The organism is Sporosarcina sp. P12(2017), from assembly GCF_002743035.1.
GTDB classification, from domain to species: domain Bacteria; phylum Bacillota; class Bacilli; order Bacillales_A; family Planococcaceae; genus Sporosarcina; species Sporosarcina ureae.
In genome coordinates this window covers 16,588-32,962 of record NZ_PDYL01000028.1, presented here as the reverse complement: position 1 = coordinate 32,962, position 16,375 = coordinate 16,588, and the positions used below count along the sequence as shown (strand labels likewise).

General features: G+C 43.0%; 16 protein-coding genes. 4 read left to right on the top strand and 12 right to left on the bottom strand.

Annotated features, from left to right (window positions below; all coding sequences use genetic code 11):
* Positions 1-566: 566 nt before the first annotated feature.
* From CSV80_RS16730 to lplA, 5 genes are all read right to left on the bottom strand, one after another.
* Positions 567-2,501 (bottom strand): FtsX-like permease family protein, encoded by a 1,935-nt coding sequence (locus CSV80_RS16730; protein WP_099669832.1) that lies wholly within the window; start codon positions 2,499-2,501, stop codon positions 567-569.
* Positions 2,473-3,252, bottom strand: coding sequence for an ABC transporter ATP-binding protein (locus CSV80_RS16725; RefSeq protein ID WP_099669831.1), 780 nt, complete (start codon positions 3,250-3,252; stop codon positions 2,473-2,475). The genes CSV80_RS16730 and CSV80_RS16725 overlap by 29 nt, the downstream gene beginning before the upstream one ends.
* Positions 3,233-4,255 carry a sensor histidine kinase gene (locus CSV80_RS16720; protein WP_099669830.1) on the bottom strand — a complete coding sequence of 341 codons (1,023 nt, stop codon included), beginning with the start codon at positions 4,253-4,255 and terminating at the stop codon, positions 3,233-3,235. Before CSV80_RS16720 ends, CSV80_RS16725 begins: the two co-directional genes overlap by 20 nt.
* Positions 4,255-4,953: a response regulator transcription factor gene (locus CSV80_RS16715; RefSeq protein WP_029052562.1), complete on the bottom strand. Its 699-nt coding sequence runs from the start codon at positions 4,951-4,953 to the stop codon at positions 4,255-4,257. The genes CSV80_RS16720 and CSV80_RS16715 overlap by 1 nt, the downstream gene beginning before the upstream one ends.
* A gap of 107 nt (positions 4,954-5,060) precedes the next feature.
* Positions 5,061-6,053: a lipoate--protein ligase gene (gene lplA / locus CSV80_RS16710; protein ID WP_099669829.1), complete on the bottom strand. Its 993-nt coding sequence runs from the start codon at positions 6,051-6,053 to the stop codon at positions 5,061-5,063.
* A gap of 207 nt (positions 6,054-6,260) precedes the next feature.
* Between lplA and yhfH the strand changes: the two genes are divergently transcribed.
* Complete coding sequence (gene yhfH / locus CSV80_RS16705; protein WP_099669828.1) at positions 6,261-6,386, top strand: protein YhfH; 126 nt, start codon at positions 6,261-6,263, stop codon at positions 6,384-6,386.
* Positions 6,387-6,558: 172 nt separating this feature from the next.
* On the opposite strand, the gene hemY is transcribed toward yhfH, so the two are convergent.
* From hemY to hemE, 3 genes are read right to left on the bottom strand one after another with little or no spacing between them, the layout of a single operon-like run.
* Positions 6,559-7,974: a protoporphyrinogen oxidase gene (gene hemY, locus CSV80_RS16700; RefSeq protein ID WP_099669827.1), complete on the bottom strand. Its 1,416-nt coding sequence runs from the start codon at positions 7,972-7,974 to the stop codon at positions 6,559-6,561.
* Positions 7,975-8,002: 28 nt separating this feature from the next.
* Positions 8,003-8,938, bottom strand: a complete 936-nt coding sequence (gene hemH, locus CSV80_RS16695; RefSeq protein ID WP_099669826.1) for a ferrochelatase — start codon at positions 8,936-8,938, stop codon at positions 8,003-8,005.
* 24 nt (positions 8,939-8,962) lie between these two features.
* Positions 8,963-10,006 carry a uroporphyrinogen decarboxylase gene (gene hemE / locus CSV80_RS16690; RefSeq protein ID WP_099669825.1) on the bottom strand — a complete coding sequence of 348 codons (1,044 nt, stop codon included), beginning with the start codon at positions 10,004-10,006 and terminating at the stop codon, positions 8,963-8,965.
* A gap of 295 nt (positions 10,007-10,301) precedes the next feature.
* Between hemE and CSV80_RS16685 the strand changes: the two genes are divergently transcribed.
* From CSV80_RS16685 to CSV80_RS16675, 3 genes are all read left to right on the top strand, one after another.
* Positions 10,302-10,811 carry an antibiotic biosynthesis monooxygenase family protein gene (locus tag CSV80_RS16685; protein WP_029052567.1) on the top strand — a complete coding sequence of 170 codons (510 nt, stop codon included), beginning with the start codon at positions 10,302-10,304 and terminating at the stop codon, positions 10,809-10,811.
* A 168-nt stretch (positions 10,812-10,979) separates the two neighbouring features.
* A complete protein-coding gene (locus tag CSV80_RS16680) occupies positions 10,980-12,143 on the top strand; it encodes a M20 family metallopeptidase (protein WP_099669824.1) in 1,164 nt (387 codons plus the stop codon).
* 571 nt (positions 12,144-12,714) lie between these two features.
* Positions 12,715-13,251, top strand: a complete 537-nt coding sequence (locus CSV80_RS16675; protein WP_099669823.1) for a competence protein ComK — start codon at positions 12,715-12,717, stop codon at positions 13,249-13,251.
* On the opposite strand, the gene CSV80_RS16670 is transcribed toward CSV80_RS16675, so the two are convergent.
* The 4 genes from CSV80_RS16670 to CSV80_RS16655 all read right to left on the bottom strand — a co-directional run bounded on the left by CSV80_RS16670 (position 13,214) and on the right by CSV80_RS16655 (position 16,231).
* Complete coding sequence (locus tag CSV80_RS16670) at positions 13,214-13,591, bottom strand: YhjD family protein (protein WP_029052570.1); 378 nt, start codon at positions 13,589-13,591, stop codon at positions 13,214-13,216. The two genes, CSV80_RS16675 and CSV80_RS16670, sit on opposite strands and share 38 nt — an antisense overlap.
* A gap of 156 nt (positions 13,592-13,747) precedes the next feature.
* Positions 13,748-14,314 (bottom strand): nuclear transport factor 2 family protein, encoded by a 567-nt coding sequence (locus CSV80_RS16665; RefSeq protein ID WP_099669822.1) that lies wholly within the window; start codon positions 14,312-14,314, stop codon positions 13,748-13,750.
* 59 nt (positions 14,315-14,373) lie between these two features.
* On the bottom strand, positions 14,374-15,054 hold the full coding sequence (locus tag CSV80_RS16660) for a response regulator (RefSeq protein ID WP_099669821.1): 681 nt from the start codon (positions 15,052-15,054) through the stop codon (positions 14,374-14,376).
* A gap of 28 nt (positions 15,055-15,082) precedes the next feature.
* Positions 15,083-16,231, bottom strand: a complete 1,149-nt coding sequence (locus CSV80_RS16655) for a sensor histidine kinase (protein WP_199083921.1) — start codon at positions 16,229-16,231, stop codon at positions 15,083-15,085.
* Between the last annotated feature and the right edge of the window lie 144 nt (positions 16,232-16,375).

The following is a 16,375-nucleotide window of genomic DNA, read 5'->3' as shown; positions in this document are numbered from 1 at the left end:
GAGAGCGTCGTTTATTTAGCGTGCTTACAAAGATCTTACCCTTTTAATCAAGCTAGTAAACCATGTATAGTGCATGGGATGCGGGTTATAAATTTACTGTGAATTCTTAAGTTGACAGCTATGGTGGCTTGAGCCTCCTCGTCCGCTTCGCTCCCTGCGGGGTCTCAAGGCGCACGCTGATCCTCCCGGAGTCGCCCCAGCTTCCGCTTCAATCCTAATTTTAGAGTGTATGGATGTAGATCACTTACTAATATTAGTGTGTAATTTTAGGCTTTGAGCTTATTTCAGTCAAGTTCAAATTAAAGTCTAACTGCAAAAGCAATTACAACCCCAACTACAGTGAACTTTGGAAAGTATCACCCACTCTGATTGCAAGGGATTGGAGCGGCAGGCGGCGACTCTGGGAGGATCAGCCCGACAGGTGAGACCACTAAAGGAGCACAGCGACTAGGGGGCTCACCGCGGGCCCTCCAGAACGCGTCCGCCTAGAGCGCAAATCCCCACCCTTACCCCACTTCCACTTCTGAATTAAACTAATCTAATGCCAGTCAAAAAGACACCCCTTCCTAAGAAGTAGGTGCCTTGATATGTGAAATATAACGCCAGCGGATCAGATAGAAATAGAAAATCTGCATCAGCGCAAAGCCCGCCAGCACAAGCGCCAGCTCCTTGACAATCGAAATCTCAGCCAGCGCATCCCAAATCACCTGCAGCGACATAAACGCAAACACACTGTGGATGAACGACACACCCCACGGGAAGAAAAACTGCGGAATCAATTGCCGGTTGACGATCTTCGTAAACTCCCTATCCGTCATCCCAATCCGCTGCAACACCGCATACTGCCGTCGATCGTAGCTGAGCGACGTATACAAACGGAAATAGATAAAACTACCGGACGCAAGGAAAAATACGCCTGCCAGCAATAATCCGATAAACAACAGCAACGAAAACGTCATGCGGATATGCGAGTAATTCAACCCTGGATTCTCAAACTCATAGCGCACTGGATCGCGGTGTTCGAGCATAAGCCCCGCCAGCACTTGGGCATGGATAGACAATCCGATTTCCCGCGTCTCTTGCCAGTCCCGTACGTTAAACGCATAATAATTAAACGCCAGTGCATCGACGCCCGCTTGTTCTTCAATGCGGTCGAAGTCCAAATGATTGACGACGATCGTATTGAGCCCAAGCGCGTTTGGCGGAAACAGTTTATACGGATAGACGCCTTCGATCTCGAGTGAGACGCTGCTGTCAGCCAGTTCGGTGTTGACTGATTCTGTCGACAACTGATTAGCGGCGGCCGCTGTTGCAGGTAAGAACAACGCGTGTCCACTTTGTAAGGAAAGCGGCTTTTCCCCGAAGGTTGCGGCCAATTCATTCAGATCAGACAGCTTGACGATATTGACTTTATTCTTAGTATAAGAAGATTGCTGTTCCAGCACACGAAATCGTACAGCCCAGTAATCAAGACCTTGTTGGTCGAGTTCATTGGTCAATTTCGCAATATGTTGGTACTCGAATTCATTATGCGGCAAGCTTTTATAAATAAGCCCGAGTGGATTCACTTCACGGTATTGCGAAGCGAACGACGTTAACGACGCCAGAATACCGACTGACATGAACGCTATTGTCGAAACGATCGTCACGATGAAGAACATCCGCGCATTTTCTTTTAAACGGACGATGCTTTCCGAGATTGAGATCATCCAGAAGTCTCGCCAAAAAATTTTCTTTTGCCGTCGCAGTGCATGCAATACAAGCGGTAAGGTGTCTGTGAAAAAGTAATACGTTCCGACTGTGAGGAGTGGCGGTAGCAAGAAGAACAGACTAATGATGCTCGAGCGTGAGACGAATGCCGCCATCGCGTAGGCGAGCAATAATAGCACGACGCCAAAGATCCCACGGCTTTTCGAGTACGAATAAACCGATTGCACGGCCATATCCCCATTCAATAAGTCCGATACTTGCCCTTGCTGAATGAATACGGGTGCGATATATGAAATGATAGCGAATAAACTAAGGAATGCACCCATCGTCAGCACGAATGGTTTCCAAGATAAATAAAGCGGTAAAACTGGAATTTGTACAATCGCTTTGACAATCATGAAGAAGAACTTCGAAAACATGAAGCCGAGGAAAATTCCGCTGATGATCGATGCGAATCCAAGCAACATCGTCTCGATGAAAATGAGGCGATGCAACTGGCGCTTTGCCATTCCGAGAAGCAGTAACACACCGAACTCTTTCGATCGCGCCTGCAAAAATGCACGCATCGAATAAAACAGGAAAAACAGCGTGAAGATAAATAGAATGATTTCCGCTATGCCCATACCGAGCGTTGAAATCTCTTTTAGAAAGGTGTTTTCAATCGACGGATGGAATAACAACATCGAATAGAGGAAAAACACCATGACGGAAAATACACTCGCCATGAAGAATGCGGCGTAGACTCGGCGGTTACGAAGGACGTTACGGTAAGCGAACTGTCGAAAAGTCATTCACATTCCCTCCAAGTAACGACAACACATTCAAGATCCGCTGGAAAAATGTTTGCCGGCGTTCGTCTTTATAAATTTCATTGAAAAACTCACCGTCTTTAATAAACAATACGCGGTCACAGTAACTCGCAGCAATCGGGTCGTGCGTCACCATAATGATTGACGTCTTTTCATGCTGGTTAATATGTTCGAGTAATTCAAGCACATCTTTCGCTGATTTAGAATCCAGGTTTCCTGTAGGCTCATCCGCTAACACTATGCTCGGCTGATGGATGAGCGCCCGTCCTATCGCGGTACGCTGTGCTTGTCCACCTGATAATTCATCCGGTCGACGCTCCAAAATATCTCCCAAGTTCAGCTTTTGCGCCATATCTTCTACTCGTTTTTTCATCTCTTCAACAGGTAATCCATCAAGCGTTAACGGCAATACAAGATTTTCTTCCACCGTCAGCATTTGCAGTAAGTTAATTTCCTGAAAGACGAAACCAATTTGCCGTCTGCGGAATAGAGCAATTTCATTTTGACTGAGCTTTTCTGGTTCCACGCCTCCAATGACAATCTTGCCATAGGTCGGAATATCCGTCGCCATCAATAAGTTCAGCAACGTCGTCTTGCCACTACCCGACGGGCCCATAATGGCAACGAACTCCCCTTCTTGCACATCAAAGTCCAATTGATTCAGTGCACGATGTATCACTTTTCCTTCATAGATCTTCGTTACATCTTCCATCTTAACGACCGGTTGTGTCATTTGGTTGTTCACCCGCCTCTCCGTCTGTAAATAGTAATGCAATCGTCGTGCCTTCACCTTGTTTTGAAGATATCGTCAGTTGGTGGCCCAGTTTCTCACAGACTTCGGACGCGATATACAGCCCCATGCCGGTCGATTCACCGGACAATCTACCGTTTTCACCTGTGAAGAATGCTTTCGTCACACGGTGTAAATCGGATGCCGGTATTCCGATTCCTTCATCGACGATTTCAAGACACAGCCCTTCTTGAAGCTGCACTGCATTGACATGTATTTTCTTTCCTTTTTCAAATGTATATTTCACTGCATTCGTAATGAATTGATTGAGCATGAACTTAATCCATTTCCGGTCGGTCGCAACCGTTAAGTGCTCCTCGACGTTCAGCACGGGAAACAGACCGTTCGCAATGAAGAGTCGTTTATTGTCATTGAGCACTTCTTGCAACACTTGCCGAAGCAATAGCCGTTCAATTTGCATATCTTCTTCAAACGTTTCAAGGCGTGCATTGACCAGGACGATTTCCAATCCGTTTTGGATGCGCCCCACTTCCTGCTCGATACTTTTCTTATCGACTTCATCTTCTTGTAATAATAAATTAATGACCGAGATCGGCGTTTTCATTTGATGCACCCATTGGTTCATAAAATGCAAATGACGATTTTGTCTATTATATAATGTCTGTACTTCATGCTGGTACAGGCGATATAATTCACGCGTAAATTCTATCGTCTTTTTATGTTCAGGCGTCATGACGTGCCGTATCAACGCATCTTCCATTTGCTTCGGCTTTTCAACGATTCTCGCATAATACGTACGCCGCATGATGTATTTCGCTCCCAAATAGCCCGCCGTCAGTAAAATACTCATCGCGACCGAATAGATCGCCGTGTTCGGACTGCGGAAACCGTCAAGCCAAAACAATAGTAGAATGAACGATACGAGTCCGATTTGAAACAACATGAACGGTACATGCTCTTTAACGAACAGTGTGAAAGCTTTCATTAGGCTTCCGACTCCGGCATGAAGCGATACCCCGCACCACGCACCGTTTCAATCCAAGACCGCACATCATAATCGGTCAATTTCTTGCGCACTCTGGCCATATTGACGTTGAGTGTATTTTCATCGACGAATGATTGGTCATCCCACAGTTCTTCGAGTAATCTTTCGCGTGACACGACTTTCGGAGACTCGCCCATTAGCAATTCCAAAATGACACACTCTTTCTTCTGAAGTGGAATTTCTTCCTTGCCTTTTTGTAGCGTCATCCGTTCTATATATAACGTCAGATCACCTGATGCAATCATGCGCTCCGACTGATTCGGTGAGTATTCCCCGAACGAACGACGCAAATGGCTTTTAATTTTCGCCAGTACAATTTCATAATGGAATGGCTTCGTAATGAAATCATCGCCACCATTTTCAAGCGCAAAAACTTGATCCATATCACCTGAGCGTGCCGAGATAAAAATAATTGGACACATCGTATGCTGGCGTAGCTGCCGGCACCAATAGTAGCCATCGTAAACTGGCAAGTTGATATCTAAAAGCACTAAATGCGGATTATACGCGTTACATTCTTCGACGACTCGGTCAAAGTCCTGAATAATTGCGACTTCATATTGATATTTTTCAAGCGTTCCCGCTAGTAGTTGGGCAATTTTCAAATCATCTTCTACAATAAATATTCGATGTTTCACCGTAACCCCTCACTTTCTCATTATATTTAGTATAGCGCATTTCACAGCACACATAAATGAATCCTCGTACACAAAAAGCGCATATCCCGCAAGACATGCGCTGTTCTTTAATAGATTACATCCACAAATTCTTCCAGCTTAATACCACCTAAGATTTTCTCAACGTCCAGAGACTCGAGTGCTTCAGTAATTGCCTTGCGCTCGTATTTCACGCCTACTAAACGATTTTCGATTTCTTGAACTTCGCCAACACCGAAAAAGTCACCGTATATATTGACGTTTTCTATACTGCCTTTTTCGACTTGCAAACGAACATCAATGCCACCGACAGGAAAACGTTTGGATTGCTGTAAGTTAAACTTCGGTGAACGTCCGTAATTCCACTCCCAGTTACCATAGCGCTCCGCAGACAATTCACGGATTTTCGTCCAGTCTTCATCCGTCAACACACGATACTCAATATTTTCTTCCCCATCGAACATCGAGTTCAAGATTTCCTGTCTAAACTGTTCAATGGAGATGGGCTCTTCCAAGAACTCGGAAATGTTCGCGACACGACTGCGAATCGACTTGATCCCTTTTGACTCGATTTTGTCTTTCCTCACTTTAAGTGAATTCACGACACCTTCCATATCTGTATCAAACAATAACGTCCCATGGCTAAACATGCGATCCTTTGTAGCAAACTGTGCATTCCCTGAGATTTTCCGTCCATCAATCAAAATATCGTTACGACCAAGCAATTCCGCTTTGATCCCCATTTTAGCCAGCGCATCTGTTACAGGCTCTGTGAACTTCTTAAAGTTACGGAATGATTCTCCATCGTCTTTCGTAATGAAACTGAAGTTTAAGTTTCCTTTATCATGATACACCGCACCGCCACCGGACAGTCTCCGTACTACGTGAATGCCTTGACGATCGACAAACTCTGTATTGATTTCTTCAACTGTATTTTGGTTCTTTCCAATTATGATAGAAGGTTCGTTGATATAGAACAGTAAATACGAATCTTTGTCTACGTCCATCGTATTGAGTACATATTCCTCAATAGCTAGGTTAATACGCGGGTCTGTAATGCCTTGATTATCGATAAATTTCATATTTTCTTCTCTCCTCACAAAATTGCCGCATTTATTTTCAGTTAATTCTTTCAATTTCAAACAGCTAAAACTGCCTGAAAGCCCGTCACAAAAGGCTTGAATCCATTTTAACAGATAGTTAAATGAATTGTTGACTTCCGGCATCTGTTATAATACAATGTGTATATACCAAAGAGTTATACAACAAACAGAAGGGGATTGATAAATATGGTAGAAAGCATCGTAGAATTTTTCAAGAACTTGCCGGCGAAGGTTTGTGCGACATGTGGAACTGAAATTGAAGAGCAGCACGAGTGTTACTCTAATCAATGTATTCATTGCAACGTAAAATAAAAAAAACTTTCATTCGGCGAATATTCCTATATTCGCTTTTTTTGTGCGGAAATACATACATAAATTGAGCAGCTCGCCCATTGTGCTAGGCCAACCGAACTTTCCAGACAAATCCACTCGCCATACAACATAAAAAAATCCGCACAACAATTGTTGTACAGATTTTTCTAGGTTATTTAAACAGCTTCGCCAATACGTGATCTTTCGCGGCGACTCCTTGATCGATACAGTCTGGTAAACCCACTCCATTATAGGATGCGCCAGCCAGCTCGACCATTGGAAACTCCGATTGCACTTCTTCCCGCGCACGTAAAACCTTCTCTTTATGGCCTACGCGGTATTGCGGTCTGTCCTCTTTCCAGCGTGTAATGATACAGAAATCGGGTTCACCTTCGAGCCCGAGAATTTCTTTCATATCCTTGCGAACAATCTTCTCGATCTCAGCATCCGGTAAGTCGACAATCGCTTCTTCCCCAACGCGTCCGACGAATGCTCGCACCATGACTTTATCGTCTGGTGTTGTCGTTGGCCATTTACGATCGACGAGTGTACATGCTGTAATCGAATGATTACTACTGCGTGGTACTAAGAAACCTGTTCCATCGATATCGCTCTTCATCGCACTCTTCGGGTAACCTAGTGCGACCGTTGCGACAGATGTCATCGGAATCGTTCCTAGTTCTTTCAACAGTCCATGCGGCTCAAATAAACGGCTCGCTACTACGTGGCTAGTCGACATGATGACTGCATCTGCTACGATTTGCTGCTGATCATTCAATGTCAGAACGGCACGGTCGTCTTGTTTCACTATTTTCGTGACACGCGTCTGTTTCATAACGTTGACATCAGTCAGTTGCTCTTCCAATGCTTCGATCAATGAATCCAGACCATTTTTAAATGTATGGAAAGCACCCATTTTCTTCGAACTATGACTATTTTTTTGCGGTAGCTGTTTAGGAGTAGTCTTCCTCATTCCTAAAATTAAGCTGCGATAATTTTTTTCCACTTCATAAAACTGTGGGAAAGTCGATTCCAGGCTCATATGATCGATATCGCCGGCATAGACGCCCGACAATAATGGCTCTATTAGATTTTCTACCACTTCTGTACCAAAGCGTCGACGGAAAAACTTACCGAGCGACTGATCTCCAGTTACTTCAGAACGTGGTAATACAAAGTCACCTGCCGCACGTATTTTACCGCTTAAACTGAATAAACCTGATGTAATGAAAGGTTTGATTTCAGTCGGTACACCCATGACAGCACCTGCTGGGATTTTGTGCATCTGATTATGTAGCAAAATATAGGCTTGCCCTGTTGCGTTACGCACAAGCTGATCATCTATACCCAGGTCAGTCGCTAATTGGTCTACACTTTTTTTACGGATCAAAAAGGAATCGGGACCGCGTTCGATTACATAGCCGTCTCGACGGACTGTTTGGATTTTTCCACCTAGTTCTGTTGAAGCTTCAATCATGATGATGTCTATGGGAAGTCCTTGTTCACGGGCATCTTTTTGCATATAATACGCTGCAGCGAGACCTGTGATGCCGCCGCCGATTATGACAACTTTTTTTCGTTCACTCATGTCCTTTTTCACTCCAATCCAATCGAATTCATATTGTTGCGTGTAATTGATCCATTACCGCATCTGCCATCGCATCAATGAATAAAGGATCGGTGTTCGGCATAGCAGGTCTGTGGTACGCTGCGCCGATATCATCACATACTACTTTACACTCATAGTCATTATCGTACAGAACTTCCAAGTGATCTGAAACGAAACCAACTGGTGTGTAAACGAATGATGTATATCCTTTCGATTCAAACAGTTCACGTGTGAGATCTTGTACGTCCGGACCTAACCAAGGATCAGGCGTTTGCCCTTCACTTTGCCAGCCGAGTGCGTATGTTTTTACACCTGCTGCTTCCGTAATCATTTCTGCAGTTTCTTTCAACTGATCAGCGTATGGGTCACCGTTAGCCAGAATCTTTTCCGGTAACGAGTGAGCCGAGACGATTAAGCATGAATTGTTGCGCTCAATCTCGTCCATCGCGTCATAGGTTTGACGCAATTGGTTCGCCCAGTACTCGATGAATTTCGGTTGCTTGTACCAGCTTTCAACTGAAGTAAGTGTAATCCCGTGCTTATCTGCTTCCTCTTTCGCACGACCGTTGTATGATTTAACGGAGAACGTAGAGAAATGTGGTGCCAATACAATCGATGCAGCTTCCGTAATACCATCTTCATGCATTTTTTGTATGGCATCTTCCACGAATGGCGCAATATGCTTCAGACCTACATATACTTTAAATTCAATTTCATCTTGTGCTTCGTTCAAACGCGCACCTAGTGCGTTCGCTTGATCATCCGTAATCCGTGCAAGTGGTGAAATGCCTCCGATTGCCTCATAGCGATTGCGAAGATCTTCTACTTGTTCCGGAGCCGGCGGACGGCCTCTACGGATATGCGTGTAATAAGGTAATAGATCGTCATAGGAGTTTGGTGTACCGTACGCCATAACGAGTAAGCCCATTTTCTTTTTCGTCATCATTTTCACCTCATGGTTGGATTGTTATTTCGAGCGTAATTCTCTACTATAGTCATGTACGAAAGCTGTTAAGCGTTTCAATGTTGCTGGTTGTACTTGAGGGAATACGCCGTGGCCCAAGTTAAAGATGTGGCTACCGTGTTCTACACCTTGTTCAACAATAAGCTTTGCACGTTCTTCGATGACAGACCAGTCTGCTAGTAACATGGATGGATCCAAGTTTCCTTGCAATGGTTTTGTCAGACCGCGTTCACCAGCTTCTTTTATAGACAAGCGCCAATCCAGTCCTACTACGTCGACTGGTAGGTCATGCCATTCATTCGCCAAGTGGCTTGCGCCGACTCCGAATGTAATCAATGGAATATTTAATTTACGCAGTTCCGAGAAAATACGAGTCATTGTAGGTTTAATGAAGATTCGGTAATCCGATACATTCAATGCGCCTACCCATGAGTCAAATATTTGCACAGCTTTCACGCCTGCGTTAACTTGTGCTTGGATATAACTAATCGTCATATCAGCTAACTTATCCATCAATGCGAACCAAGCTTGTGGCTCAGATACCATGAAGGACTTTGTCAGGTTATAGCTCTTTGAAGGACCGCCTTCGATCATATAACTCGCAAGTGTAAACGGTGCGCCTGCGAAACCGATTAGTGGTACATTCAATTGCTCCTGTGTCAGCAATTTTATCGTATCCAAAACGTAAGGAACTTGCTCTTCTGCTGAAAACTCACCTAAGTTTGCGATGTCTTGTGCAGAACGAATCGGATTTGAGATAACAGGGCCTACGCCTGATTTAATCTTTACGTCTACTCCGATTCCTACAAGTGGTGTAACAATATCTTTATATAAAATAGCAGCATCTACATCATATTGATCTACAGGAAGTTTTGTTACATACGCACACAATTCTGGCTGATGCGTAATTTCTTCCAAGGAGTATTTCTCTTTGATTTTAAGATATTCCGGCTGTGAACGTCCTGCTTGACGCATAAACCAAACGGGCGTGTGTTCAATTTCCTCGCCTCTCGCAGCACGTAATAACGTATCATTAAAAGTTGACATATTCAGAGATACCTCTTTCCATTATTTTAATTTCTTTCACGTAACTCATATACGTTCTCATGATAAACCGTTGACAAGTCAATGTATAGTGAATTGCGCCTTTGTCATAATTTTGTGCTAGGGCAACTCACACTTCTGCCACGCTTTAGACAATCATTCCTAACTTGCTTGCAACAGACGTGTTTGATTCGGAGGAATTAAGGGAATTACTACATGTAGAATCATACACTAGTAAAGAGTGTTGTTAAGTAAATTAAGTACAGACGATCGTTACTAGCCAAAGGAGGAACTTTACATGAATATTTATATGACAACTGGAACGCTGGGTTTTATGGAGAAGATCAAAGACCAGCACACTGATGAATCTATACTTTTGATGAATGGTGGCGGCAGTACACTGTTGCTACATGAGACAAATGGCAAGAGCGTATTTCAAACACCAAGGAAATTTGAAGTAGTAGGTTCTTACGGTAACCTGACAGAACCTGGATTCTTTGCAATGGATAACGTTGCAGTGACAGATGAAGGGAAACCAATTTTTGAACATCAATACAAGCACCTTGGCGAACAACTGCAAAACATGCCAGGTTTCGTAGCCTTCCGCTTATTGCGTCCTATCGGTTCTGATACGTATACATTGCTGACTGAATGGACAGATCGACGCTTGTACGATATTTGGTATAACTCTCCAGGTAATCAATTATCCGATAAAACGGTTTTCAAAGATGCCGGTGGTGCTACGCAACATATCTTCACAAGCGCTCCATACACTACACATTATAAAACACCTACTGAAGAGGTTTGACGTTTCGACGTCAGACCTTCTTTTTTATGTTAAACGACGTCTCACCTACCATTTTTCATTCGTTTCAGTTACCATAAATTTCAAAACTCGTAGTTTGCGATATGGCTGACCCCTTGCTATACTAAACGAGTTGATTGACTTATTTGTCTATTTGAAAGGGGTTTTATAATGAGAGAACAATTATTTCAGAAACTCGAACAATCTTATGACGATATGGTAGAGATTCGCCGTTATTTGCATATGAATCCCGAAGTTTCATTTAAAGAAACGAAAACTGCTGCCTATATTGCTGACTTTTATAAACAACTGGGAGTGGAAGTACGTACTGGAGTAGGCGGCAATGGTGTCGTCGCAAGAGTCAAAGGTGCGAAGCCAGGAAAAACGGTTGCTTTGCGAGCAGACTTTGACGCGTTGCCTATTCAAGATCAAAAAGATACACCGTACGCTTCCACTGTACCGGGCGTCATGCACGCATGTGGACATGATGGCCATACCGCCACGCTTCTCCAATTGGCAAAAGCTATGAATGAAATGCGCGAGGAGCTTACGGGCGAATATGTATTTATCCATCAACACGCGGAAGAATTAGCTCCAGGCGGCGCGATTGCGATGATCGAAGACGGCTGTTTAGAAGGTGTCGATGTCATTTTCGGCACGCATTTGTGGTCCCTATTTGACTCGGGCGTGATCTATTACGCTCCAGGTCCAATTATGGCTGCAGCGGACCGATTCAATATTACCATTCAAGGTGCTGGCGGACACGGTGCTTCTCCACATCAAACGAAAGACGCGATCGTAATCGGTTCACAGCTCGTGATGAACTTGCAACAAGTCGTCTCCAGACGTGTGGATCCCATTGAATCAGCTGTACTATCCGTCGGCTCATTCGTCGCAGAAAACGCCTTCAACGTCATCGCCGACCAAGCTGTTCTAGAGGGAACTGTTCGCACATTTACTAATGACGTACGCAATCTAATGGAACAAGAAATAAAGCGTGTAGCTGAAGGCACGGCCTTGGCTCACGATTGCCAAATCACTGTAGACTACTTCCGTGGATATCCGGCAGTGGTCAATCATGAAAAAGAAACGAACTACTTAAAAACGATTGCTGAATCTATTCCGGATCTAAAAAGCGTAGAAGAAATGCAACCTCAAATGGGTGGAGAAGACTTCGCCTACTACCTTGAAAAAGTTCCGGGTACTTTCTTCTTCACAGGCGCCAAGCCGACAGATGCATACCCTCACCACCATCCACGTTTCGACATAGACGAAAAAGCTATGATCGCAGCAGCTAAAACATTGTGTGCTGCGGCTATTGAGTATCAGAACTGAAGATCAGTACGATGCTGAAGAACGTCCCTATTCTCTTGGGATGGTCTTCAGCTTTTTAACTTTTCTATAGATATAGGGTTGTGGTTTAGCTGGCAATGTAAGCGGCAAGCTCATTACCCACACTACGGCGCTGGCGGACGGCTTTCGCGATGTCACTGATTTTCTTCCTATTAGAACCACAACCTAAATAAATACCACTTAGTAGCGCAGGCACAACTGCGGGGTAGGCCGTGGCCATGAGACAACTGGTGTCACTTTGCCAGCTGGCTCATGGCTGGAGGCAATCCCCCACGTGCCTGCGCGGGTCCAGAAAGCAGACACTCAGTGACTTCGATACGCAACAACCAGTCGAGCAACGACCCGCAGCCGCGTAGTCTTTCTGCCAAAAGCGTTTAGTAGTCGGGTAACAGACGTAATCTTTCAGTTTATTCGTTCTATTAGAACCATAACCATTCGATAAAAATCACCATATTAATAGAACATTTACTATTTTCCAACATTACAGTTGATTTTCGTTTTTTCTATACTATAATTAATACGTATATGGTCCTATTAAACGGGAGGGAACAACATGGCGAATCCACATTATCTATCGTCTTACATCGTTACATTTCATACTTTTGCATTACTCCATGGACAACATGCGAATCCATACTATACAAAAGTAGTGGAAAGCGACCGGACTTTTATTGTCGAGAAAACACCATTAGAAATTATGAGAGAGTCTTGTGCGCATTACCGTTCCAACTTTGAGTCCATTATTAACAGTTCCAAAATGGATTTAAAAAACCGACCAAAGCCACCGATTATGCTGACTCATTCGAATGATCGGCCGTTATTATTTTTCCCTTTACTGTCCCCTACCTTACATAAAAACTCATGGGTGGCTTATCATGCAGTAAAAGACGCTGTTCAGCACGAGGATGGTGTAACCGTGATTCTAAAAAACGATACGCAGATGCATCTAGATACGTCGTTAGCAACTGTTTATCGCCAAATGGCATTATCGCATATTTTGTCTCAACGATTTGAAAATGCTCAGGAAGAATTGCGAAGTTCTTATTATATGATCATGGACCCGAAGAGTTCTGATTCGACAATTTCCTAATATACAGATTCAGTAACTCTTCCGATCGGTTACGTAAGCGAACATTCAAGTAGCGTCGCATATCTTGATAGCCATCATGTAAAAATACATATTCCGTAAATAGTTCATCTGTTGAATGGCGTATCACTTTCATTTTATGCTTTCGCAAATACAAAGAAGTTGTTTGTAGATCAGCAGAAACTGTGTTCATCGTCTCGTCTAGCAAATTAAGGTACGGGCTTTTCAATTTAAACGGTACCTTCTCTAATAACTGACGGTCACGTTCCATAATCGTCAATAGCATAGGAAGATAAATATAGTTCTCCAAATACGGCATTGCCTCTGCGGGGATCAAAGGCATTGAATTCGCCTCCTTACAGAACGTGTGTTCTTAATTTAATTATAATTCCATTAGCGCAGAAAAGCAAGTACTTGTAGTATGGCTTTTTTTTCGCATAAAAAAACTTCCAGTTGTACTCACTGGAAGTTTTGTCGCTAAATCAACATATCAAGCGGTTTATTCATTTCCTGGTTCATCACCAATAAAGTGGATAGAAAACACTTTCCATGCGCCATCTTCTTTATTGAATACAGTCACTTGGCGACCTTCATGTGTATTTTCTACCTCTGTCTCAATATCCGTGAATGTCGTTTTCAATGTAGAAAATAACTGTGCGCTATCACCTGAATATTTTACGATCGTTTCATTATCTGTTTCACGTTTCATCGTAGAATTCTCAAGCATTTCTTCCGTAGCCTGACGCTCTTCTTCGAGATCATAGCCTTTAGTAGAAAGTGTAGCCAGATAACCTTCCACGTCTTGATTGTTCAATGTTTCGATGTAGTTATCAAAAGCAGCTAGAATTTCTTCTTTATCTTCTTTTGGTACGCCAGTAGCTTCTTCGACTTTGTCACCTGACATGCTGAATCCTACTTTATTTTCATCTACTCCATGATCGATGGCGCCACTGCCTGGTGCTGCTTCGCCAGTTTCAGGATCGTTCTGATTCGTTTCATCTGCGTTACCGCATGCACCTAACACGAGCACTAATGCCATGGATGCGACTACCATTTTTTTCTTCATATGCCCCTCCTACGTAGAGAAAAAGGCCTTCAACATGCAAAGACCTTTTCTTCTTTTAATTATTTTACTTCTACCCAACCATTTTTGATTGCTGTAACAACAGCTTGTGTACGGTCATTTACACTCATTTTTTGCAGAATGCTGGAAACGTGGTTTTTCACAGTTTTTTCTGAGATGAAGAGTGTTTCACCGATTGTCCGGTTGCTCTGGCCATCTGTCAACAATTGTAGAACTTCACATTCGCGCTTCGTCAATAAATGGAGTGGACGACGAATATCGTTCTGCTGGAAGGATCCTTTATGTTCTCTCTCACTCAAACGACGGAATTCTGTTACTAAATTATGCGTAATTTTTGGATGTAAGTATGAGCCACCATTTGCTACTACTTTAATTGCTTGAATAATCGCATCTGCATCCATTTCTTTTAGCATATAGCCGAGAGCACCTGTTTTCAAAGCGTGTGTTACGTAGGATTCGTCGTCATGAATGGATAGCATGATGACGCGCGCATCTGGAAATTCTTTTATTAATTGCTCAGTCGCGTCTACACCATTCATGCGTGGCATATTAATATCCATCAGCACTACGTCTGGCTCATACTCTCTGTACAACTCAACTACTTCAACTCCATCGTCGCCTTCTGCTACTACGTTAAATGATTCTTCAAAATCCAAAATCCGTTTAACTCCTTCACGGAATAATTGGTGATCATCTACTATCAAAATTTTTGTCGCTTCCATATCCTATTCCTCCCAGTAAATACCTTACTTACAGATCTTCGTCCAATGGAATTTGAAAAAGTATCGAAGTGCCTTCTCCGACTTTCGAAATGACCTTCATTTTCCCTTTCAATAACTCCACACGTTCTTGCATTCCAATTAAACCAAATGATTTCTCTTTTACTTCATTTGTATCAAAGCCCAGACCTTGGTCTTTGACTACTATATTAACTGATCCGCGTAACCATTCGATTTTCACCCATATTTCATCAGTTTTCGCATGTTTAATACTGTTATTAACTGACTCCTGGATGAGACGGAAAATACCTACTTCAAAATTGGAAGCAAATCTCTCTTCTGCTCCGTTGCTTTGAAAATGAATGATTAGCGGCGCCTCGTATTCACTAATGGTCAATAAATACTTTCGCAATGTAGGAACTAGTCCTAAATCATCCAAAGCCATAGGTCGCAAGTTATAAATGATACGACGTACTTCAGATAGCGCACCTCTAACCATTTCTTTTAGGTAAGATAGTTCTTGCATCGCTTCTTTTGGGCCATGCGTAACAAACGTTTTTTCGATTAAACCCGAACGCATCAAGACATTGGCCAGCATTTGCGCAGGTCCATCATGAATATCACGTGATAAACGTTTACGCTCTTCTTCTTGGGCCTGAATAATCTGAACCGCAAAATCTTGTTTATGGCGAGCCGTTTCCAGTGCTGTACTTACATTTTTCAAATCAGATGTTAAATATGTGATCACAGTGGTTACTTGGTTTACAAGTTGATCCGCTCTTTCAATTGTAGAGAGCAGCAACATCAGTCGACGTTCAAGTTCATCCCGTCTTTCACGAAGTTGTTTCTCCTCCATTTTATTGATGGAGGCGCGTACAAGCAAGTCATTTGCTACACTATAAGCTTGTTTAACTTCATCTTCACTGTACGTTTCAAAGTCTTTTGATACAGTAGCCAGACGTTTTCTTGAGTGACGTGACATATCCTCTAAGGAGTCGCCTTCTGTTATCACATGAGAAATACTTTCTTTCACTTCTGCTAACTCTTTTTGCATCTCTTCAAAACTTCGGCGGCTTTGTTCACTAATTAAGAAAATGTCGCTTTTTGAACGATCCATTACATTTACCATGTTGCCAAAGATTTTCTCCATCTGTTGAATGTCAATTGCCTTATCGTTCAAAGAACTCCCTCCCGCACCCGTTTATGTGAAAATTCGCAAAGCGAGCATTATTGCAGTTTAGCCTAAATACTTATACACTTCATATATAGTATATCATTTTAATGATGAATAAGTATTATAAGTATATTACAAATGTAGGGGGTA